Source organism: Rhodoligotrophos appendicifer (assembly GCF_007474605.1).
Lineage (GTDB): Bacteria > Pseudomonadota > Alphaproteobacteria > Rhizobiales > Im1 > Rhodoligotrophos > Rhodoligotrophos appendicifer.
In genome coordinates this window covers 211,132-231,550 of record NZ_VHKL01000009.1, presented here as the reverse complement: position 1 = coordinate 231,550, position 20,419 = coordinate 211,132, and the positions used below count along the sequence as shown (strand labels likewise).

Here is a 20,419-nt window from a genome sequence, read left to right as displayed (position 1 = left end):
GCTCGAACTCACCGGGTCTTGCTCGGATCGATGGCAGCGAAGGCGAGTAACGAAACCTCCGGCCAAGCCAGCCCGATTTGTTGGCCGATCGACAGTTCAAGTGTGCCCTCGGAGGACCGCTTCGGAACCCTGGCAAAGACCGTTTCCCCCCAGGCCGTTTCTGCCGCGATATCGAAAGATTCACCCAGATAAGTCACGTCGCGAATGGTCACGGCGAGTGCTCCGCCTTGGCCCACTGGCTGGAACCGCAAGCGTTCCGGGCGCAACAAGACCTGCGCTGCATCGCCTTCGATCAGCGCATCCTGCAGGTGAAGCCTGTCAATTTGGGTCCCGTCAGGAAAGGTGGCGCTAGCATGCCCCAGCTTGATCGTTGAGATCTTGACTGTAAGGAAATTCGAATTGCCCACAAATCCTGCAACGAATCTACTGGCAGGTTCCTCGTATAGCGTAGCGGGCTCTGCCACTTGCTCGATCCGCCCAGCGTTAAACACCGCGACACGGTCTGCCAACCGAATGGCCTCCTCCTGGTCGTGAGTCACATAGAGGATGGTCACCCCCGTGGCCTTATGGATCCTACGGATCTCGCTCTGAATCTCCTCTTTCAGCTTCTTGTCCAATGCGGCCAGTGGCTCATCCATAAGAAGGATCCGCGGGTGGTATGCGAGCGCGCGTGCGAGGGCCACGCGTTGCTGCTGTCCTCCCGAGAGTTGACTTGGTCTCCGCCCCTTGAAGGCGGCCAATCGAACCAGATCCAACATTTCGGCAACGCGCGCCTCGATCTTATCTCGATCCCATCCACGCGCTCGCAGCGGAAACGCAATGTTCTCATCGATCGTCATCGTCGGGAACAGCGTGTAGCGCTGGAAGACCATGCCAATGTTGCGTTTGTGCGGAGGAACGCGCAGCAGGGAGGTTCCGTTGAGGAGGATGTCTCCGCCTGTCGCAGTTTCAATCCCGGCGATCATGTAGAGAAGCGTCGATTTGCCAGAACCGGAAGGACCGAGGAACGTTAGGAACTCGCCTTCCTTGACCTCGAGATCGATGCCGTCGACGGCAGCCACGCCGCTGTAATGCTTGCTGATACTGCGAATGGAAAGCAGTGGATTCATAATCTTCGGCGCAGAGCGAATAGAAAACCGACGAGAAGCAGAACCGTCGTCAGTCCAATGATCAGGCTCGACGCGGCCGCTGCGACGGGTGTCAAATCCTGTTGCAAGGTCGTCCATATTCGTACCGGGAAAGTCTGCAGCCTTGGGCTGGACATGAAAATAGCAAGGACGACTTCGTCCCACGACGCAAGAAACGAAAAGATCGCTGCTGCAGCGACGCCTGAACGGATGGCAGGAAGTGTTACCTTCCACATCGCCCAGAGGGGAGAGGCGCCACAGAGCACGGCTGCGTCTTCAATCGACTTGTCGAAGCTGACAAGGGAATTCGAGATCGCGATGACCGAAAAAGGCAGCGCAATGACCATGTGGGCAGCAACAAGCCCGAGAAACGTGCCGTTGATTCCTGCCCGGAGTGTCAGTGCATACAGACCGACAGCCAGCACCACCACCGGCAGCACCATGGGCGTCAAAAGAAAGGCGCGTACGAGCGAACGCCCCGGAAACTGGCCACGCACGATTCCGAGGGCAGCCATCAGGCCGAGCAGAGTAGACAGGACGGTCACGACGACTGCCACGCGCAAGCTGACAAAAATAGACGTCAGCCACTGATCGTCGGCGAAGAACTCCTGATACCAGCGAACCGTCCAGTACGGCGGGGGAAATGCCAGCCATCGGGAGGATCCGAAAGACAAAAGCACGATAAAGACGATGGGGAGGATGAGGTAAACGGCGATCACAACTCCAATGCCGACCAATACCCACCTCAGCGCTCCAAGCCGGTCGAAATCCAGAAGCATTACCGCGCTCCCGTGATCTGCTTGAGGGGATCAAACAGCCGCAGCTGCAGCGCATAGAGCGCCAAGGTGACGATCAGGAGAAGGAAAGCGGCAGCGCCTCCCAGGCCCCAGTTCAGCAATGACTGAATGAGCTGTGCAATGAGCTCGCCCACCATCATGTTCGCCGTACCGCCGAGAAGGGCAGGAGTGATGTAGTATCCCAGCGACATCACGAACACCATCAGGGCTCCCGCCATGATTCCTGGCATGCAGGCGGGCAGGAAAATCCGGCGAAACACCTGCCAACGGGTCGCACCGCACAGCGAGGCCGCTCGGAAGACCAAAGGATCGAGCGACGTCATCGTCGCGTGCAGCGGCATGACGATGAAGGGCAGCATGATGTATGTCATGCCGATCGTGACCCCGACCAAATTGTTTACCAGCGGCAGCGGCCGCTCGATCAAGCCGATTCCCACGAGTGTCCGGTTGATCACGCCTGTCGTCTGAAGCAGAACCAGCCAGGCGAACGTTCGCGCGAGCAGATTTGTCCACATCGAGAGGATTACAATCCCGAACAGCAGGAGGCTCCAGGTCCTTGGCAGAATGGCCAGAAGCCAAGCCAATGGAAATCCCAGCAGCAGCGACACCACCGTTACCAAGGCTGAGACTATGAACGTGTTGGCGAAGATGATCCGGTACGAGGACGACTGCAGGAGCTCGGCATAGTTGCCGAGTCCCTGCGCCGGCTCTGTCACGCTTCTGATCAGCAGCATGCAAACTGGGACAACAAAGAAGACCAGCAGGACCAACACTGCCGGCGCCAACAGGGCCACATTCCTGTCAAGCGCCGTCCACCCAAAACGACGAGTTACGGCGGGGGCTGAAGCGAGACGTTCTGAGCCTGGCAAATCAAGCGGTCCTTCATGAGACGCTGAGAAACGGCCGACCCATCCACGGATCGGCCTTGGCTTTTGCCGCTACTTTGCCTGCCAGTCGTACCAACGCTTGCCAAGCTCATCACGATTGGCGGCCCAGTACTTGACATCCAGAGGCACGGTCTGCGCCGAATGCTCGCTAGGGAGGTATTTTCGCGTTTCAGCGTCAAGCATGGCCATGGACTTGGTGTTGGTAGGATTGTAGGCCAGCAGCTTGGCCATGTCAGCCTGTCCTTTGGCGCTTGAAGCTAGCGCCAAAAACTTCATGGCCAAATCCTTGTTCTTCGATCCCTTGGGGATCACAAGCATGTCCGCTGCAGTGACGTTCTGATCCCATCCAACCCCAATATTGGCCCCATCCTGGGTTAGGAAGTGGATCCGCGAGCTCCAGAACATGCCCAAAGGCGTCTCACCGGAATGAAGCGATTGCTGGGACGCGGCGCCGCTACCCCAAAAGATGATTTCCGATTTTATTGTATCGAGTTTTGCAAGGGCCCGATCGACGTCGAGAGGATACAATTTGTCTGGCGCAACACCGTCCGCAAGCAGCGGGATCTCATAAACGCCCGGACCTGCCCACTTGTAATAGCCTCGTTTTCCAGGGAAGGCTTTGAGGTCGAACATATCCGCCCAGGTCGCGGGTGCTGCGCTGCCTAGGCTGTCCTTATTATAAGCCAGGATGAATGCGTAGTAAAAGCTGCCGACTGCGTAGTCATTCACGAAGCGAGGATCGAGATCCGCTTTGTTGATGACATTCCAATCGAGCGGCTCCAAGAGCCCTTTCTCGCCGGCGAAAACGGAAAAGTCCTGCTCCACGTCGCAGACGTCCCACTGAACGTTGCCGCTTTCGACTTGGGCAACCAGCTTGCCATAATCCACGGGGCCATCTTGCAGAACTTTGGCACCAGTCTCGGCCATAAACGGCTCAATCCACGCCTTTGCCTGCCCCTCCTGTGTCGTTCCGCCCCAGCTGCAGAATACCATTTCGCCGCCCGCAGCTGATGTAGTCCTAACGCCGCTTCCGGCGAGGGCAGCGAGCGTAGCTATTCCTCCAAGTGTCTGTCTGCGCGTGATCATTGTACTCCCTCCATTTGTTGATCAGCCCGTACCTTGAACGTCTCCCCTGTCGGTGCTTCTAACGCCTTCCCAGCTGATTTTTTTCACCGGTGGGAGTCGTCATCAACCGCGCCACCTCTCCGCCGGTGGTGTGACCCGAGAATACGCCGAACGCGCCCTCATCCTGTTCGGCGAAATAGCGCTGAATCATGCTGAGCGTCGCCTCGTCGCGAATCCGGGCCCAAGGAACATTCTCACGGTCGAAGGCGCAGTCCACGGCGACACCTTCCGGCGCAGCCGCACCGCGATAATAGATGAGTTGTTTGCGTTCTTTCTCAGACTCGAACACTGCGAAAACGAAGCTGATAGTGGCCTGTAGGCCCATAGAGGCGAGCTTTGCCAGGAGCAGCGAGGTACCCGCAGACCCGCCGTTCACTGAGATTTCAGGAAGATGATAGGTCCCGGTCCTACCGTCGCACAGCAGCACGATGCGGCCTGAGCAATCGAGAAGCGCCCCCACGACCATGCTCCCCGACCTGGCGGCAGCAGCAATCGCGTCCTGCTCCATCGACGGAGTAAAATAGCTGCCACGGATATACCCAAGCGGCTCCGCAGCCGAGTAGCCAAAATCCTCTACATGGCCTATCAGGATGACATGGTCGCCGGCGTCAAAGCGGGCATAGTTTCTGCAGTCGAACCACCCTACAACGTCATCGAGAATTGGGCTCCCGATTGGCCCTTGACGCCATGCCACGCTCTCGAACTTATCCGTACGCTTTGAGGCGAAGAGGACCGACGCCTCGCGCTGCGACTCCGCCAAGATGTTGACGGCAAAACCCCTGCCCTCGATAAAGCTGGCACAGCTTGCCGCTGCTTTCGCGATGCAGACCAACAGAAGCGGAGGGTTTATTGAAACGGACGAAAACGAATTGGCTGTAAAGCCTCGCGGCCGCCCTTCGGCATCGATCGTGGTGACCACGGTCACCCCGGTGACGAAGGCGCCAAAGGCGTTCCTCAACTCTCTGTCGTCAATCATTTTCGGCTTGCCGCTTTCCACCAGCCTCTAGCCAACCATGAGTTTCTGTTGTGGAGCTGAGGCCCTGCTTCGACGGAATGGCTCCATGACCTCTTCCGCGAAAAGCTGCATCGTTTCTAAATTCTGCGCATGTTCCATGCCGAAGTCGAACCAGGTGATGAAATGGTCGACACCCAGTTTTTCGTATCTCTCAAGCTTGGCAAGGCATTGTTCGGGATTACCGGCAATCATGACCTCAAAGGTCTCCTCGAGGCTAGGCTCGTTCTCCAGTGGCCTAGGAGATACGTATCCTCGATCGTCAGCCTCTGCCTCGGCAAGACGAATCCATTGGCTCAACCGGTGGTTTGACAGCATCGTAGGTGCTGCCCTGCGCGCCTCTTCTTCGGTCTTGCCGACGAATACAGGCCGCATGAGAGCTAGTTTCTGCTTTCCTTGAGCTCCACCGGCTCGCTCTCGCGCTGCATGGAATTTGGCTGTGATCTCTTCCACGAATGACATCGGTCGCAGAAATGGCCAAGTCGCGACATTATAGCCCTTTTGAGCGGCGAACTCGATCACCGGCGGCGTCATCGCGGCGTACCACACCGGTGGATGCGGTCGCGCCGCGGGGCGGGGCCAAACGTACGTCTTGTCGAACTTAAAGAACTGGCCGTCGTAGGCGATGCCACGGTCGGGGCTGGCCCAGACTTTTTCCAGCACATCAACACATTCGAGAAATTTAGCCTCAGCTACGTCCCAAGTAATGCCCAGCCGACGGAACTCGTAGTCATACGCACCGCGGCCCAGCCCCAGCTGCAGTCGGCCGTTGAGGAGTTGATCCGTGAGGGCGATTTCTCCGGCCGATACTAGGGGGTGACGATAGAGAAGCAGGTTAACCATCTGCCCGATATCGCAGGAGACATGAGCACCATAGAAAGAGGCTAGCAGCAAGCCGTTGGGCGCTTGCATGAATTGGATCAGATGATGTTCCGGCACCCAGATGCAGGCGAAGCCCAGTTGATCTGCAAGCTTCGCCTCCGCCAACTTTTCAGCGTAGAGATTGGTATCATGCGTTTCATCGGGTGCGAGCCGCTGATGCGAGAGAAAAATGCTGATTTCCATCGTCTGCTCCGCTGTATGTCGTCGTCAGGCTCATCTGGACGCGTCGGCATTCAGGGCTCGGCGCCAGACCAAGCTCATTTTCACTCACGGTCGCGTGTCCACTGCCGCCTCTCAAACGAAAAGAATTCGCAGGGCTGCAAAATCGCTTCGCTCAAGCTTGATTGACGCCCCGGCGCAGCCCCCATATCCTTCATTTTTTCGCTGCCGGGGGTGGATTGAGATCGATGCATGGCTGAGCGAAAGAGACTTCCGCCACTGAAGGCGCTGCAGGCCTTTACAAGCGCTGCGCATCATCTGAATTTTTCACGGGCGGCCGAGGAACTCTGCGTAACCGCGGCAGCTGTCAGCCACCAGATCCGGCTGCTCGAGCGCACGCTGAACACGGTCTTGTTCGAGCGACTACCTCGCGGTTTACGGCTAACCCCGGCGGGGCTCTCTTTGCAGTCCGTCACCGATCGCGCTTTTGCCGAAATCGGTGAAGTCATCGATGCGATCCGCGCCGACGACACGAACGAAACGGTCCATCTGGCATCGCTGCCACATTTCTCCGGCAAGGTGATGTTCCCGCTGCGCCGTCAGTTCATGGACAGTCATCCCCGCTTCGATATCGAGATCAGCCACACTCTTACCGTGCCGGAATTCGGCGATGGCAGCAGCGATTTCGCGGTCCTGTTCGGCAAGGGTGACTGGCCCGGGCTCGAATGCGAGCTGCTGTTTCTCTCGCCGGTCGGACCGGCCTGCGCGCCTTCCCTGATCTCAGCCAAGGGCTTCGGGGGACCCGCAGACATTGCAGCCTATCCAATTCTTCTTGATCATTCCTGCTTCCGCCAGATCTGGATCGACTGGTTCGGTCTGACAAGATCAGAAGGCTGGGAACGACTAAACTACGTCCCCTGCAACGACATCCACGCGCTTTTAGGCGCGGCCAGGCAAGGATATGGTTTCATCATGGAGCCAGAATTCATGATCGGAGACCTTCTGGCAGCAGGCAAGCTCATCTATCCCGTCCAGCTGCGTTTGATGAACTACGGCTACTATCTCGTCTATCCCAAGCAGGCGCTCCACAAGGCATCTTCCCGTGCGTTTCGCGACTGGATGCTGTCGCGCGCCGAGGGCTTCCGCCTCACCGCCGAACTTGAGGAACTGTCCGCTGCGATCTAGGGGTGATCCTCACGCGAGGGATAGAGGGTCTCCGTTTCGTAGATCAGACTTACGACTCCAGAGGGGACAAGATCCTGGAGTGCAGCCATCTCGCTTTGGACTTCTGCTTTCGCCAGTGCGTGCGTCAGCGCTCCATGCGACTCGAAGCATATTTCGATCACGGCATGCGGACAAGGATCGAGGCTGCAGCTGAGCGTATCGCTACAAGACAGGCCGCGCAGACCAGGCAGCCCGGCGACGACATCTGCAAATCTTCCCTGGACCCGCAGGTTGAACTCATCGGTGTTGAGCGGCGTCGGGTAGAGGAGAACGAGTTTTGCCATCTCCAACCTTTCAAGTGAACGCAAATGACGCCAGGATAGGCGCGTTCGAATGTCGAGCTAGCACATAGAATTCGTGCCTGTGCTTACAACGTTTGTTGCCGAGCGGCGCACTGGATCGGTTCCAAATTTCATGAGTGTCACGGCAAATTCTTTACGCTTGCAACCAGTGCGCCCGACCACTCAGCATACGATCAGGGTCCCCCCGCGGAAGGTTTGACATGGCGACGGCGCTTATTCTCTATCCTCCTCCACAGGACCGCAAAAAATTCGAGCACCACTATAGGACAAAGCATTTTCCCCTGGTGAAGAAGATACCTGGCTTGCAATCGGTGCAGATTAGCCGGCAACCGCCGCGCAGTCTTGAAGGGGGCGAGCCCTATTATTTGGCCATAGAGCTGGAGTTCGCGAGCCTGGTTGAGATGGAGGCCGCGTTCCAAAGTCCCGAGAGCCAGGCCGCTTCGGCCGATCTGGCGAACTTCGCGCCGCCAGGACGGATTCGATACACGTATAACCGTGTGCCCATCCGGGGCGGGAACAAGACTTAACTGGAGTTTACAGGGGAATCGCGATGGACATATCACGAAACGGTTCAGCACCCTCGGTTAAGGGTTCGGCGGATTATTTCACGGGCACGGTTCGTGTTGATAGTCCTTTCAAGGGGACGGGAACTTCTCGCCTCGGCGGCGCTGTTGTAACCTTCGAGCCTGGGGCTCGGACTGCCTGGCACACCCATCCGCTCGGCCAGACCCTCATCGTGACCTCTGGCCTTGGCTGGGCTCAATGCGAAGGTGGTCCGATCGAGGAAATCAGACCGGGAGACATCGTCTGGTTTCCGCCTGGCAAACGGCATTGGCATGGAGCGACTGGAACAACAGCGGTAACACATACCGCCATCGCGGAGGTGTTGGACGGCATATCTGTCGAATGGATGGAGCACGTGACGGATGCGCAGTACAGGGCTCGAAACCTTTAGCGCCCCGGCAATTGACAAGATACCGCGATATCCTTCCGCCCTCTGGCTCTCGATTACAAGGTCACGGACCAGTTGCTTTTCGGGTCCGATTTCCCACTCCGAACAACCATCCAGGCTTTACAGGAGTTCCGCGCGATCAACGATTGGAAGGGGAAGGCTATGCTTCCCGAATTCCCTGGGGAAATCATCGAGGACATCATCAATAATCGGCCGCTGGAACTTATTTGGCCCCAGGGCTGAGTGGCTCGAGGCATCGTAAGCAGGGGCCGGTAAAGGGAGTACTAAACGCCTTGAACTCTGTGAGTTAGGCGGACTTTGATGTCAGGCGACCACGCTTACCCGTTCCTTCGCGAAGGCAGGAATGACTTCCCGACCGAAGAGTTCGAGGGAGCGCTTTTGGAAATCGTAAGGCAGTCCATAGCTTGCGAAATAGCAGAAATTGTCAACGCCAGCCTCTTCATAGAGACGAAGCTTGTCGACCACCTCATGCGGTTGGCCGAAAACAAGATTTTGCCGAAGGCTCTCGGGAGTGAACTCTGCATTGTGCGCGAGGGTGTGAATGTTAATTTGATCAGGGAAGCCATTCTTTACGCCGCCAAGGTTGCGGAACAGGCTTTCGAAGAAGCCGTTGCGGTCGCGCACTGTTTCAACCGGAAGGCGCCATCCGTCAGGCTTATCGTAAACCGCGACATGACGCATTGCCAGAAATTGCGGGGATCCATTCTGAGGATTCTTCGCTAATGCATCAAGGAAGCGCTGGCGATAGGATTCGAGTTCAGAAAACGGTCGTGTAATGGGCCAAGAGTGAATGTTTAGCCCTTGCGATAGCGCCCAATCATAGGTGGCTGGGTCGCGGGCGGCGATCCAGATCGGTATCTGCCGCTGCAGTGGCTTAGGAACGGATGTCGAGGTGGGAAACGACCAGAATTTTCCATGGGCCTCCGTATCGCCTGCCCATAATGACCTAAGCAAGGGAACAAGTTCCTGCATGAATTCGCCGCCTTGCTTCTGCGGAATACCCCCGGCCATGCGGTCAAACTCATATTGATAGGCGCCACGGCCAATGCCGAGTTCAAGCCGACCGCCACTAAGGTGGTCGAAGGTAGCGGCTTCGCCTGCGAGCTTGATAGGATGCCAGTAGGGCGCGACCACGCACGCTGTCCCCAGACGGATCCGATCGGTGTGATTGGCAAGATGGGTCAAAAGCTGAAAGGGTGCCGCACCAATATTGGTCTCAATGGTATGATGCTCGCCTACCCATACGATATCGAATCCCATCTCTTCAGCAAGCTGCGTCATCTCAACCATATGGTGGATCACGTCGCGCATGTCCGTTGAGGGGCTCGTCCGCTCCATCGTCAGGGAAATTGAGAACTTCATTATGCGTCTTTCATGGGGGGCAGGCTTCACGGCAAAACAAACCTAAGATAGACACCATAACCGTCTGCGCCTCCTAATTTCAGAGGTCAACGGACAGAAAGTTTCAATTAAACTAGGATATTCCGCTGTGAAGATCGTCAAGATGACGCTTCCGCCCTTAGCATCGGGGATCGGAGCGCAATGAGTGAAGCGACCGGTCTGCTGCAGAATATCAGTGACATCGCGCGCATAGTGCATTCCGGGCGCGACACTCAGGATATTCTCGATCGCATTGCATTTGCCGTGTGCTGCAATTCGCCATGGCGTTCGAGTTCGATCATGGCGATTGACGAGGGGCGGGAACTCTCCGTGCAGGTTGCCGAGTTCAATCAGTTCGCTTCGGACGGCCGGCGGTCCAAGAGTTGGAAACTCAAGATGAGCCCCACGCTCGCGGTTTTGAAGAGCGGGCAGCCTTTGATCATAGAAGATGCGCTGCACGACCCGACCTATATTGACTATTGGTCAGATGCCCAAACGCAGCGCTACCGGACTGTCGTTTTGTTGCCCTTGCATGCCTGCGACAGGAGCGGGCGACCAATGATCCTCTCTTTGCACAGTACCGAACGCCTCGACATCGCCGATGATGCGCTGACGTTTTTGTCGACCTTGGCCAATCTGGCAGGCATGGCAATCGACAAGGGCAACATGCTCGAGACAGAACGGCTGGCGAGCGGACACATGCAGGTCATGATGAATCTGCAGCGCAACCTTATGACCCAGGCGTTCAACGAGTCCTCGCTGGAGGGCCTGCTGCCACTTTGCAAGCAGTATTTGCCGGGCGCATTCCTCATCGTTGATTTCATGACGGGCAAGATTTCTTGCGGCGGCTTCGACGATGACGAGGTGATGCAGCGGTACTTGGCGAACTCTGGATGGCAGCGGCTGGAGAAGCTGTTCCGCTCGAAAGAGGCGGGCCGCTTCAATCAGCGGCAGATCCTGCAGATCCAGATTGGAGACGTGTTGCAGGACATCATGCTGGCTGCCGAGCCGGTTCTGGTGCGGGATCAGAGAATTGGCGGCCTAGCCATTGTCTGCGACGGAAAGCTTGATGAGCAAAGCATCCGGGCCGCTGAATCGGTGTGGATGGTTCTGTCGATCGGGCTGCTCAAGCACCACATTCGTCTCGAGGAGAACCGCGGTGCCTCATCCCGTCATCTTGCAGAGGTTCTCCTGGGATCGGACGTCCTGCATGGCCCAGAGCGGGACGAGCGATCGCCACTCTCACGAAACCCCTATCGGCTAATGGCAGTTCAACTGGCATCTGGAACCGCGCCGAGCGAAGCCTCCTGCTGGGCCATCAGGAGAATTGCCGAAGCCGCGGATGAAGGTGTGCTGATTGGGTCCGTGTCCGATTTCCTTGTGTTGCTCCTCCCCGAGACAGCCAGAACCAGCGACGTGATCCGCACTGTCGCGCATCAGGTAACGGCTGAGTTGAAGCGGATGCATGGACAGGCCCCATTGATTTATGAGGCTCCAGCCTGCCATCGAGATCACGAATATCGATCCGCCTGGCGAAAGATACTGCGTCTTGCCAAGTGGGCCAGCGAACGTAACCACAGCGGCCACCTGCGGGTGACGGATGCAAAGGCCTTCGGAGTTTTGGCCGATCTGCTGGATCACGGCCTTGCAGAGGATTTCCTAAAGACCGTATTGGGCGCGATCCATGCTTATGACCAACAAAGTTCAACACCCCTTATGCCAACTCTTGCGTCTCTTGCTAGAAATGGCGGCCGCCCCCAATCAACAGCCGATGAAATCGGTGTTCACATTACCACGATACGATATCGCATGGACCGCCTGAAAGATCTGTTTGGTCTCGACCTCAAGGACCACGATTTGCGCTTCCAGATCGACCTCGCTCTTCGGTTAGAAAGCATGATGAAGCTTGGCCGGCCAAATCACTCGGAGACAAATATCGTTTGCGCCTAGCTCCGCTGCGATTCCGCTTCGCACAGTGACAGTTTCGCTGGTTTAGGCCACAGCAGATTTTTCTGCGTAGCGACTTGTGGGGACCCTCAGCCCAAGGTTCTCTCTGAGCGTTAAGCCCTCATATTCGTGACGGAAGCGTCCCCTACGCCGCAACTCAGGCACGACAAATTCGACGAAGTCATCGATGCCATGAGGAAGGTGGGTTGGCGTGACATTGAAGCCGTCGGCGGCTCCCGCGTCGACCCATGCTTCCATCTCGTCGACAACGTCGCCCGCCGTTCCAACAACGGTTTTGTGCTCCTGCGCCATGCCAATTTTTGTGTAGAGCTGGCGGATAGTCCAACCATTCTTGATCGCGAGATCATAGTACAGCCGAGCACTGCTCTGCAGCCCTCCATGACCAGCTAAAGGCTCCGGCACCGGGCCATCGAGAGGCAAGTCGGACAGGTCGCCAAACGATCTGTAGAGAAGCGACAATCCGACCAGAGGGTCGATCAACCCTTCAAGCTGTTCGTGTTTGGCCTTTGCCTCTTGACGCGTGCGGCCGACCACCGTCGTCAACCCGACCATGATAACCAGGTCTTCGGGGCGGCGACCGAAAGCCGGCATACGGGACTTCACGCTGGAATAGTAACTTCTGGCGTCATGGAGATCGTGCTTGGCAGCAAAAATGGCATCACAATGTTGCGCGGCGATCCTCTGTCCAACTTCCGATGTTCCCGCCTGGACGAGAATGGGTCGGCCTTGGGGCGACCTACGGACGCTTAATGGGCCGCGCACGGAAAAATGCTTGCCCGCATGGCCGAGAACATGAAGCTTCGACTCGTCGTAGAAAATCCCTGCCTCCTTGTCATGGACGAAGGCGTCTTGATCCCAGCTATCCCACAGGCCGGTGACGACATCGACGAACTCTTCCGCCCGCTCGTATCGGGTTTCGTAGCTGAGATGTTTGCTGCGATTGAAATTCCAGGCCTCCTGATCGGACCACGACGTCACGACATTCCATCCGGCGCGCCCGCTGCTGATCTGGTCGAGGGACCCATATTTGCGAGCGATGTGGTAAGGCTCGTTGTAGGTAGTAGAGGCCGTGGCCACGAGACCGATACTCCGAGTCATCGGCGCTAGAGCTGACAGCAGAGTCAGGGGCTCGAGTTCAACGTTCTGCCGTGATCGGGCCAAGGAGCCTCGTGGTTCGTCATTTGATCGGATGCCAATCCCATCGGCTAGGAAAACCATGTCGAACTTAGCCCGCTCGGCGGTTTGAACGACATCCAGAAAGCACCGGAAATCGGAAGTACCGTCCGGTTGAACCTCTGGATGTCGCCAGGATCCAAGATGATAGCCCAGGTAACGCATCGAGAGCCCGAGCTTCATTTGTTTCTTCATGATGGCTCCCTCCCTATCAACGCATCACTTCGCGGCGGCGGCTTCTTTCACCCAGGCATCAAACTCGGCCTGGTGCTTCGCCACCCATTCTTCGGCCTGCGCCTTGATTTGATCGGCCTTGTTCTCGCCCTCATGCTGGCGAAGGATTACGGCGTTAACGTCCGCGAGCGGGATCTTGGCGACTTCGAAAAAGCGCTTCGCGGCAGGATTCGTCTCAACGAACTCCTTGTTACCTAGAACAATGATGTTATTGACCTTGAACCCCGGATTGGTGCCATCAGGCAGAGCGGTGTCGCTGCCATTGGTGGATGCAGAGAATGGCACGTTCAGCTGCACAACATCGCGTCCGGGACGAAGAACGGAGCCTACCCACTGCGGTGACCATGTGTAGAAAAATATTGGCTGACCGGCCTCGTAGCGTGTGATCGTATCGGCCATTAGTGCAAAGTAACTTCCTTGGTCGTGGGTTACCGTCTCCCGTAGTTTGTAAGCATCAAGCTGATGCTCGATCTCGCGTTCGCAGCCCCAGCCAGGATTGCAACCGGTCAAATTGGCTTTGCCGTCGCCATTACTGTCGAAAAGCTTCGCGATCTCCGGCTTGTTAAAATCGCTGAGGTTTGTAATGCCATACTTCTCTGCAGTTTTTTTATCGATGAAATATCCTTGTCCGGCATCGGAGATGAGCACGCCAACCCGCTCCAAAGACTTTTCGCCCCCCGACTGCTCATAGAAGCTCTGATGCAGAGGAACCCAGTGCGTCGCGGTATAGTCCGCCTGGCCCTGGCCGATTGCCAGATGCAGAGCTGGATACTCAGCCTCTAGCGCGGGCTTTACGTCATAACCGAGCTTCTCCAATCCGATCCTGACCACTTCGTGCTGAAAGACGTGTCCCGTCTGCCCGGTGGTAATCGGCTGAACCGTCTTTCCAGTGCCTGGCATTTGTGCCTGCGCAAAGGACAACGAAGCCGTCATCATCACCGTCAACATGGTCAGGCAGCACCTGATAGATCTCACCCCAATCATTGGCAATTGCCTTTCTTGATAAGCCAAAATGACGCGCGTCCACTATCGACGCAGGCGCAAAGGCCGTAAACGGCACAAAAACTGAACCGATCGTAAAGCTCAGCTTACTTGTTGCGAGAGAGGGAATCGCGGTTGGGATGGGCAACTGCCCCTTTGGTCGGAACGAGGCGCCTCAGCAGCCCGATCGGTCCCGTCGCCAGCCAATCTTGATTGGCTCTGTCGCGTGCCGACACACCCAGCCCCTGCGAGATTCGATCGACCACCATGGCAATCAGGACGATTCCCAAGCCACCCGTGGTGGCTAGCGCAATGTCGAGGCGTCCGATGCCGCGCAGCACCATCTGCCCAAGTCCGGTTACCGAAATCATGGAAGCGATCACGCTCATCGATAGTGACAGCATGATTGTCTGATTGACGCCGGTCATGATGGCTGGGCGCGCAAGGGGCAATTGGACCTTGAGCAAAGTCTGCAGGCGGCTTGCGCCAAAGGCGTTCGATGCTTCGACCAGATCGGCGCGCACCTGCTTGATGCCGAGATTAGTGAGCCGGACGATAGGAGATAGGGCGTAGATAATCGTTACGATCACGCCGGAGACGTTCCCGATGCCGAAGAGCATCACAATGGGGACCAGATAGACGAAAGAGGGAATCGTCTGAAGGAAGTCTAAGATTGGTCGCAGGATCTTATCGAAGCGCCCGTTCTGAGCGGCCAGGATGCCCATCGGAATGCCAACCCCGCAGCAGAACAAGACGGAGGTGAGCACAATCGCAAGCGTTGTCATCGCCTCGGGCCAGGCACCGATTGCGCCGATGCCAACGAGTGCCAACGCCACGAAGATCGCGGTTTTCCTGTCTGCCACTTGCCAAGCGAGCAGCGCCAGTACGCAAATAAAGACAAGAGGCGGACAAGACCGAAGGCCGAACTCGACATTCGAAAGGACGAAATCGATTGGAACTTTGATGTTCTGAAACACGTAGCGGAAATTCACCACAACCCATTTTATAGCCACCGCAACCCAATCGCCGACCGGGAGAGAAATGGCCTGGAACGGCTCAGAAAAATCAAATGTACCCACTGGCGTCGCCTTCTGGTCCCTGCCGCATTCCGTCCGATGCTTCTCTAGAGCGCAGCGCGGTAAGTAGAGTATAGGGATCGATGACCCCAACTAAGCTGCCGTCTTTCACCACGCCGATTGGCTGGCGAACCTGAGTCATTTTTTCGATGATCTCCTGAATACCAGCATCGGATACGACCACATGTTGCAGATCGGCAAGGCTCCCGCCTGCATCATGAGGCTTGCTTGGTACGGCGGCCATTACAGCATCCGCCGTAAGGAATCTGCTGCGCGCCATCGGGCGGACGAAATCGGCGACATAGTCGCTGGCAGGATTGAGGACAATCTCCTCTCGAGTGCCAATTTGCACGATCTCGCCATCCTTCATGATGGCGATCCTGTCACCAAGCCGTATTGCTTCTTCCAGATCATGAGTGACAAAAAGGGTCGTCTTCCGCAGGCGTTGCGAAAGGTCGATAAACTGGGTCTGCAAATCCCGCCTAATCAAAGGATCCAGTGCGCTGAACGGTTCGTCCATTAGTAGAATGTCAGGATCAGAAGCCAGGGCACGCGCGAGTCCCACTCTTTGCTGCATTCCTCCCGACAACTCGTCAGGATAATGCTCTTCCCATCCATCGAGTTTCATCATCCCAAGCATCTCGGCGGCAACCCGTCGCCGCTCTGACTTAGGTGTGCCCTGAATCTCCAAGCCGTAAGCCACGTTGTCCAAAAGATTTCTGTGTGGCCACAAGGCCATATGCTGAAACACCATGCCGATGGTTCTGGATCGCAGCTGGGTGAGGCCCTTCTTATCCAGTTTCGAAGTATCGACACCGTCGACAATGATCCGCCCAGCAGTAGGTTCGATCAGTCGGTTGACATGGCGAAGTAGAGTGGACTTGCCGCTGCCCGAGAGGCCCATGATGCAGAACAACTCGCCCTGGCGAATGGACAGGGAGACATCGGCAACGCCAATGATGTGATTGAGCTGTTGACGGGCCTCCGTCTTATTCAATGCCTTTGCCCGAACGGTTTTTAGCGCTCTCCTCTCATCAGGACCGAAGAGCTTCCATACGCCTTCGCACTCGATGTGCCATCCCATCAGCGATCCTTCGCTAGCTGTTCAGCAAGCGAGACCACCCCTGAACCTGCCGACACTGAATGTGCTGTCCCCACCCCTGGGTACGGTCACACTGTAGTGGACGCGACCGAGCTTACAACTTGTGAAATGCTGACGTGATGGATAAGCAGAGCTTTATGCAAAAGCTCAGGACACTGCTGCCACCACCGAACTTACTGGTGACATTCGAGGCCGCTGGACGGTTGCTGAGCTTTACACGGGCGGCAAGTGAACTGAAGGTTACCCGCGTCGCTGTCAGTCAGCAAATCAAGGCTCTCGAAGACTTCCTTGGAACGGTCCTATTCAACCGTCTCCACCGCGCTCTCAGCTTGACACCTGCCGGCGAACGCTATCACCGCTCCATCACAAGCGCGCTCGAAGAAGCAGCGCGGGCGACGACGGAATTGCGACATCGCGCTCACAGCAATATTGTAAACGTAACGGCCACCACGGGCTTCACGACTTACTGGCTTTTTCCCAATATCGGCGAGTTCCGAAAGAGGCATCCAGAAGTTGAACTCCGCTTTATCGTGTCAGACCGATACCTGGATCTATTGCAAGAGAACGTCGATGTAGCAATCAGGTATGGGAATCCCCCTTTTGGGAGCCATCAGGCTCGATTCCTCGTCCGGGAGATGATTAGTCCTACCTGCTCGCCGAGCCTCGCGGGCGTGCTTGGGCCGATCAGCGCAACGGAGCTCCAAAACTTCCCCCTGATACACTTGGAAGGTCCGTATGACGTGCAAACCCGGTGGAGTAATTGGCTCCAAGCGCAGGATTTGAGATGGAAGCCTGTGAGGGGTGGAATTACCGTTAATACCTACACAAACCTTGTCCAAGCCGCGCTTGATGGCCAAGGCTTTGCTCTTATCGGTCCCCCGCTGATAGAGAGATTTCTTTCGGCCGGAACATTGATCCAGCCCGTTGCGGCACCGACGATCTCAAGACACGCATTCCATTTAATAACGCCCGCAGGGCAGACTTCTTCTCTATCGGCGGTGAAATTCTTGAATTGGATTTCCGAGAAGTTCGACATTTAATCTGAGATAAGAATATCCGCACGATGGTTTGGTCGTATTGAACGAAGCACGCCTCTCGTAGCGTCTTTGTGGCCATTGGGAATTTCAGCCTCCTGGCCAAACTGATTGCCCTCGATCGGCGAGTAGTAATTATTCGACGGTGGACCGCTCTGGGAAGAGCTGCTCAACGCGAGGACGTTTTGCATAAATAGCGGGCGGGATGTTCGGACCCCAACTAGCTCTATTGGTCGAAGAGACTGTAGCCGCCACTTGGTTTTTAAGGCCGTGAAGGGGACGCAAGCCGCCGTCAAACCTCCGTGCGCTAGCCCTTCGCCTTCGGATTATTGGACGGACAGTACATGTAACCACGGTGTAACCGAGCTATTGCGGATCTCGATTCTTGAGCCTGAGATGGCCCAAACTTTCAGGATGCCCCACAACAAAAAAGCCGCGGATTTCCGCGGCCTTTGTCGATTTCCAAACTGTCCTGCAGATTGGAGCGGGCGATGAGATTCGAACTCACGACCCCAACCTTGGCAAGGTTGTGCTCTACCCCTGAGCTACGCCCGCATAGGTAAGGCTGGCGTCTGTGAGGACGACAGCGGGCGTCTTATTGCGCATCGCCGAGGCAAATGCAATAGGGACCCTATCCAATTTGGAGAACGGAGAGTGCCGCGCCGGGAAAGCGGCTTCTGCGCTCGTCGCATCGTTGAAGGAAGGCCTCTATGGATGATCGCATGACAGTTCCGCCCCGCGAAAAGCTCCTGGGCCGCTTCGCAGAGCTTGGGATAGAAATCACGATCACCGAACATCCGCCGGTCTTCACCGTGGAGGAGGCCCGGGCGTTGCGCGGTCAGATTCCTGGCGGTCATTGCAAGAACCTGTTCTTGAAGGACAAGAAGGGAGTGGTCTGGCTGGTTGTCACCGAGGAGGATGCGGTGATCGATTTGAAGTCCCTGCCCGAAAAGATAGGCTCGGCGCGGCTGTCTTTCGGCAATGCCGAGCTCATGCAGGAGCTTTTGGGTGTGACGCCGGGCTCGGTCACCCCCTTCGGATTGATCAGCGATGATCACAATCGTGTCCAGGTCGTCCTCGACCGGAAGATGATGGACCACGAAAAGCTCAACTATCATCCCCTCTCCAATGATGCGACCATGACCATTCGCTCCGAAGATTTGGTGACCTTCATCAGATCCTGTGGACATGAGCCGCGGATCGCCCAAATCCAGAGTTGATGATGCGATCGGCGATCGCGCCAAGCATTGTAATTCGCTCGCATGCCGGCCATTTTAGGCGGTGGCAGGAACAGGCAAAACCGCTCCGACCGAAGCGCCTGCTGATGGGCGCAGGGACGAGCGAGTTGAACAGTCGGGAACGATGATGGACACACAGATCGGCAACGGCGCCTCGCAGGGAACGAAAACCCTGATCAAGGATAGCGACACCGACCACTTCATGGCGGATGTGATCGATGCATCCCGTGAGGTGCCGGTGATTGTCGATTTCTGGGCGCCTTGGTGCGGACCCTGCCGACAGCTTGGACCTGCCCTCGAGAAGGTGGTGACGGAGGCCAAGGGCAAGGTTCGCCTGGTCAAGATCGATATCGACAAGAACCAGCAATTGGCCGCCCAGATGCGGATTCAATCCATTCCCGCGGTTTACGCTTTTTCCAATGGCCAGCCTGTAGACGGCTTTATGGGAGCCTTGCCCGAGAGCCAGATCAAGACCTTCATCGACAGGCTGACGAGCGCCGCCGGATCGGGCGACGAGGACGTCACCGATCTGTTGGCTGCCGCGGCCACGGCGATGCAGCAGGGTGACGTCGAGGCTGCGGCGGATGCCTACGCTCAAGCGGTCGAGATTGACGGTGAAAACCTCGATGCGATTGCAGGCCTCGCAAAGGCGCTGATCGTTTTGGGAGACCTGGAGGGAGCTCAGGCAACCTTGGCCATGGTACCCGCGACGAAGGAACGGGATGCCAGGATCGCCAGCGCCCGGGCGGCTCTGGAACTCGCGTTGACCCCTGCCGATACCGGTGAGATCAGTCGTCTGCAGGCGGCAGTCGAACGGAATGCGGATGATTTCCAAAGCCGCTTCGATCTTGCAACCGCACTGAATGCTGCCGGCCGCAAGGAGGAAGCGGTCGACCATCTTCTTACGATCATTCGCAAGGATCGGGCCTGGAACGACGACGGAGCGCGTAAGCAGCTGGTCAAGTTCTTCGAAGCCTGGGGTCCCAAGGACGAATTCACGATTTCCGGTCGTCGGAAACTGTCATCGCTTTTGTTCGCTTGAGGGATCTCTCAGTTTGGCTGCATCCGTCAAATACGCTGCGATCCGAGATCTGCCGACGCAGATTCCCATATTTCCTTTGGGCGGGGCCCTCTTGTTTCCTCGGAGCGAATTGCCCCTGAACATTTTCGAGCCTCGATATCTTCAGATGGTGACGGATGCCCTCAAAGGGGACCGCATCATCGGAATGGTTCAGCCGGATTCCTCGGAGGCCCTTGAGCAGGAAGGCGATCCCGCGGCGCGGCCAAGCGTCTACTCTGTCGGCTGTGCAGGACGGATCACGTCCTTCTCGGAAACCGGCGACGGTCGGATCCTGATCACGTTGACCGGGATTTGTCGCTTCAGAATCGAAGGCGAGGTAACGCTGCCCAAGCCTTATCGCGTTGCGATGCTGGATTACAGCTCCTTCGCTGCGGATCTTGATCCCGGCCATGAGCAGGCTGCGGTCGATCGCAATGCGCTTCTGGCGACATTCAATGATTTTCTGGGTGCGCATGGCTTGCAGGCGGATTGGAGCGAGGTCGATAACGCCTCGGACGAGGCTCTGATCAATGCATTGGCCATGATTAGCCCATACGCGCCGAGAGAAAAGCAGGCGCTTCTGGAAGCTGTGGACTTGCATACCAGGGCCGAGATATTGATCGCGCTGACCGACATCGCCTTGGCCGAGCGCCGCGGCGGCACCGGCGCCCTGCTTCAGTGAGGA

Annotated in this window: 20 protein-coding genes and 1 tRNA gene; 8 read left to right on the top strand and 13 right to left on the bottom strand. The window is 56.8% G+C overall.

The window, feature by feature from the left end:
* Nucleotides 1–8 precede the first annotated feature (8 nt).
* From FKM97_RS20115 to FKM97_RS20090, 6 genes are all read right to left on the bottom strand, one after another.
* The gene (locus tag FKM97_RS20115) at nucleotides 9–1,109 is read right to left on the bottom strand and encodes an ABC transporter ATP-binding protein (RefSeq protein ID WP_170241026.1); all 1,101 of its coding nucleotides are present in this window, start codon (nucleotides 1,107–1,109) and stop codon (nucleotides 9–11) included.
* The gene (locus tag FKM97_RS20110) at nucleotides 1,106–1,906 is read right to left on the bottom strand and encodes an ABC transporter permease (RefSeq protein WP_144294214.1); all 801 of its coding nucleotides are present in this window, start codon (nucleotides 1,904–1,906) and stop codon (nucleotides 1,106–1,108) included. The genes FKM97_RS20115 and FKM97_RS20110 overlap by 4 nt, the downstream gene beginning before the upstream one ends.
* Nucleotides 1,906–2,718, bottom strand: coding sequence for an ABC transporter permease (locus FKM97_RS20105; RefSeq protein WP_246105196.1), 813 nt, complete (start codon nucleotides 2,716–2,718; stop codon nucleotides 1,906–1,908). Before FKM97_RS20105 ends, FKM97_RS20110 begins: the two co-directional genes overlap by 1 nt.
* A gap of 144 nt (nucleotides 2,719–2,862) precedes the next feature.
* Nucleotides 2,863–3,897, bottom strand: a complete 1,035-nt coding sequence (locus FKM97_RS20100; protein ID WP_144294212.1) for an ABC transporter substrate-binding protein — start codon at nucleotides 3,895–3,897, stop codon at nucleotides 2,863–2,865.
* Nucleotides 3,898–3,955: 58 nt separating this feature from the next.
* A complete protein-coding gene (locus tag FKM97_RS20095; RefSeq protein WP_144294211.1) occupies nucleotides 3,956–4,912 on the bottom strand; it encodes a flavin reductase family protein in 957 nt (318 codons plus the stop codon).
* A 27-nt stretch (nucleotides 4,913–4,939) separates the two neighbouring features.
* On the bottom strand, nucleotides 4,940–6,013 hold the full coding sequence (locus FKM97_RS20090; RefSeq protein ID WP_144294210.1) for an LLM class flavin-dependent oxidoreductase: 1,074 nt from the start codon (nucleotides 6,011–6,013) through the stop codon (nucleotides 4,940–4,942).
* A 228-nt stretch (nucleotides 6,014–6,241) separates the two neighbouring features.
* Between FKM97_RS20090 and FKM97_RS20085 the strand changes: the two genes are divergently transcribed.
* Nucleotides 6,242–7,174 carry a LysR substrate-binding domain-containing protein gene (locus FKM97_RS20085; RefSeq protein WP_144294209.1) on the top strand — a complete coding sequence of 311 codons (933 nt, stop codon included), beginning with the start codon at nucleotides 6,242–6,244 and terminating at the stop codon, nucleotides 7,172–7,174.
* On the opposite strand, the gene FKM97_RS20080 is transcribed toward FKM97_RS20085, so the two are convergent.
* A complete protein-coding gene (locus tag FKM97_RS20080; protein ID WP_144294208.1) occupies nucleotides 7,171–7,497 on the bottom strand; it encodes a hypothetical protein in 327 nt (108 codons plus the stop codon). The genes FKM97_RS20085 and FKM97_RS20080 overlap by 4 nt on opposite strands.
* A gap of 218 nt (nucleotides 7,498–7,715) precedes the next feature.
* Here FKM97_RS20080 and FKM97_RS20075 point away from each other — a divergent pair, with 218 nt between their 5' ends.
* Nucleotides 7,716–8,042, top strand: a complete 327-nt coding sequence (locus tag FKM97_RS20075) for an EthD family reductase (protein ID WP_144294207.1) — start codon at nucleotides 7,716–7,718, stop codon at nucleotides 8,040–8,042.
* Nucleotides 8,043–8,065: 23 nt separating this feature from the next.
* Nucleotides 8,066–8,470 (top strand): (R)-mandelonitrile lyase, encoded by a 405-nt coding sequence (locus FKM97_RS20070; protein WP_144294206.1) that lies wholly within the window; start codon nucleotides 8,066–8,068, stop codon nucleotides 8,468–8,470.
* 321 nt (nucleotides 8,471–8,791) lie between these two features.
* Here FKM97_RS20070 and FKM97_RS20065 read toward each other — a convergent pair whose 3' ends face one another.
* Nucleotides 8,792–9,850 (bottom strand): LLM class flavin-dependent oxidoreductase, encoded by a 1,059-nt coding sequence (locus tag FKM97_RS20065; RefSeq protein WP_144294205.1) that lies wholly within the window; start codon nucleotides 9,848–9,850, stop codon nucleotides 8,792–8,794.
* 180 nt (nucleotides 9,851–10,030) lie between these two features.
* On the opposite strand from FKM97_RS20065, the gene FKM97_RS20060 reads away from it, so the two are divergent.
* A complete protein-coding gene (locus FKM97_RS20060; RefSeq protein WP_144294204.1) occupies nucleotides 10,031–11,818 on the top strand; it encodes a helix-turn-helix domain-containing protein in 1,788 nt (595 codons plus the stop codon).
* A 42-nt stretch (nucleotides 11,819–11,860) separates the two neighbouring features.
* Here FKM97_RS20060 and FKM97_RS20055 read toward each other — a convergent pair whose 3' ends face one another.
* From FKM97_RS20055 to FKM97_RS20040, 4 genes are all read right to left on the bottom strand, one after another.
* Nucleotides 11,861–13,204 (bottom strand): LLM class flavin-dependent oxidoreductase, encoded by a 1,344-nt coding sequence (locus FKM97_RS20055; RefSeq protein ID WP_144294203.1) that lies wholly within the window; start codon nucleotides 13,202–13,204, stop codon nucleotides 11,861–11,863.
* 24 nt (nucleotides 13,205–13,228) lie between these two features.
* The gene (gene proX, locus FKM97_RS20050; protein ID WP_170241025.1) at nucleotides 13,229–14,191 is read right to left on the bottom strand and encodes a glycine betaine/L-proline ABC transporter substrate-binding protein ProX; all 963 of its coding nucleotides are present in this window, start codon (nucleotides 14,189–14,191) and stop codon (nucleotides 13,229–13,231) included.
* Nucleotides 14,192–14,331: 140 nt separating this feature from the next.
* Nucleotides 14,332–15,303, bottom strand: coding sequence for an ABC transporter permease subunit (locus FKM97_RS20045; protein ID WP_144294201.1), 972 nt, complete (start codon nucleotides 15,301–15,303; stop codon nucleotides 14,332–14,334).
* Nucleotides 15,290–16,384, bottom strand: a complete 1,095-nt coding sequence (locus FKM97_RS20040) for a quaternary amine ABC transporter ATP-binding protein (RefSeq protein WP_144294200.1) — start codon at nucleotides 16,382–16,384, stop codon at nucleotides 15,290–15,292. The genes FKM97_RS20045 and FKM97_RS20040 overlap by 14 nt, the downstream gene beginning before the upstream one ends.
* A 137-nt stretch (nucleotides 16,385–16,521) precedes the next feature.
* On the opposite strand from FKM97_RS20040, the gene FKM97_RS20035 reads away from it, so the two are divergent.
* Nucleotides 16,522–17,442, top strand: a complete 921-nt coding sequence (locus FKM97_RS20035; RefSeq protein WP_144294346.1) for a LysR substrate-binding domain-containing protein — start codon at nucleotides 16,522–16,524, stop codon at nucleotides 17,440–17,442.
* A 474-nt stretch (nucleotides 17,443–17,916) separates the two neighbouring features.
* Here FKM97_RS20035 and FKM97_RS20030 read toward each other — a convergent pair.
* Nucleotides 17,917–17,991, bottom strand: a tRNA-Gly gene (locus FKM97_RS20030).
* 167 nt (nucleotides 17,992–18,158) lie between these two features.
* On the opposite strand from FKM97_RS20030, the gene FKM97_RS20025 reads away from it, so the two are divergent.
* From FKM97_RS20025 to FKM97_RS20015, 3 genes are all read left to right on the top strand, one after another.
* Nucleotides 18,159–18,656, top strand: a complete 498-nt coding sequence (locus FKM97_RS20025; RefSeq protein WP_144294199.1) for a prolyl-tRNA synthetase associated domain-containing protein — start codon at nucleotides 18,159–18,161, stop codon at nucleotides 18,654–18,656.
* 142 nt (nucleotides 18,657–18,798) lie between these two features.
* Nucleotides 18,799–19,716, top strand: coding sequence for a thioredoxin (gene trxA, locus FKM97_RS20020; protein WP_205015212.1), 918 nt, complete (start codon nucleotides 18,799–18,801; stop codon nucleotides 19,714–19,716).
* A gap of 13 nt (nucleotides 19,717–19,729) precedes the next feature.
* Complete coding sequence (locus FKM97_RS20015) at nucleotides 19,730–20,416, top strand: LON peptidase substrate-binding domain-containing protein (RefSeq protein ID WP_144294198.1); 687 nt, start codon at nucleotides 19,730–19,732, stop codon at nucleotides 20,414–20,416.
* The last annotated feature ends 3 nt before the right edge of the window (nucleotides 20,417–20,419 follow it).

Bases quoted from the DNA above. Each gene is read 5' to 3' on its own strand.
- FKM97_RS20115 (WP_170241026.1), bottom strand. From the start codon at position 1,109: ATGAATCCACTGCTTTCCATTCGCAGTATCAGCAAGCATTACAGCGGC.
- FKM97_RS20110 (WP_144294214.1), bottom strand. From the start codon at position 1,906: ATGCTTCTGGATTTCGACCGGCTTGGAGCGCTGAGGTGGGTATTGGTC.
- FKM97_RS20100 (WP_144294212.1), bottom strand. From the start codon at position 3,897: ATGATCACGCGCAGACAGACACTTGGAGGAATAGCTACGCTCGCTGCC.
- FKM97_RS20095 (WP_144294211.1), bottom strand. From the start codon at position 4,912: ATGATTGACGACAGAGAGTTGAGGAACGCCTTTGGCGCCTTCGTCACC.
- FKM97_RS20090 (WP_144294210.1), bottom strand. From the start codon at position 6,013: ATGGAAATCAGCATTTTTCTCTCGCATCAGCGGCTCGCACCCGATGAA.
- FKM97_RS20085 (WP_144294209.1), top strand. From the start codon at position 6,242: ATGGCTGAGCGAAAGAGACTTCCGCCACTGAAGGCGCTGCAGGCCTTT.
- FKM97_RS20080 (WP_144294208.1), bottom strand. From the start codon at position 7,497: ATGGCAAAACTCGTTCTCCTCTACCCGACGCCGCTCAACACCGATGAG.
- FKM97_RS20075 (WP_144294207.1), top strand. From the start codon at position 7,716: ATGGCGACGGCGCTTATTCTCTATCCTCCTCCACAGGACCGCAAAAAA.
- FKM97_RS20070 (WP_144294206.1), top strand. From the start codon at position 8,066: ATGGACATATCACGAAACGGTTCAGCACCCTCGGTTAAGGGTTCGGCG.
- FKM97_RS20065 (WP_144294205.1), bottom strand. From the start codon at position 9,850: ATGAAGTTCTCAATTTCCCTGACGATGGAGCGGACGAGCCCCTCAACG.
- FKM97_RS20060 (WP_144294204.1), top strand. From the start codon at position 10,031: ATGAGTGAAGCGACCGGTCTGCTGCAGAATATCAGTGACATCGCGCGC.
- FKM97_RS20055 (WP_144294203.1), bottom strand. From the start codon at position 13,204: ATGAAGAAACAAATGAAGCTCGGGCTCTCGATGCGTTACCTGGGCTAT.
- proX (WP_170241025.1), bottom strand. From the start codon at position 14,191: ATGTTGACGGTGATGATGACGGCTTCGTTGTCCTTTGCGCAGGCACAA.
- FKM97_RS20040 (WP_144294200.1), bottom strand. From the start codon at position 16,384: ATGGGATGGCACATCGAGTGCGAAGGCGTATGGAAGCTCTTCGGTCCT.
- FKM97_RS20035 (WP_144294346.1), top strand. From the start codon at position 16,522: ATGGATAAGCAGAGCTTTATGCAAAAGCTCAGGACACTGCTGCCACCA.
- FKM97_RS20025 (WP_144294199.1), top strand. From the start codon at position 18,159: ATGACAGTTCCGCCCCGCGAAAAGCTCCTGGGCCGCTTCGCAGAGCTT.
- trxA (WP_205015212.1), top strand. From the start codon at position 18,799: ATGATGGACACACAGATCGGCAACGGCGCCTCGCAGGGAACGAAAACC.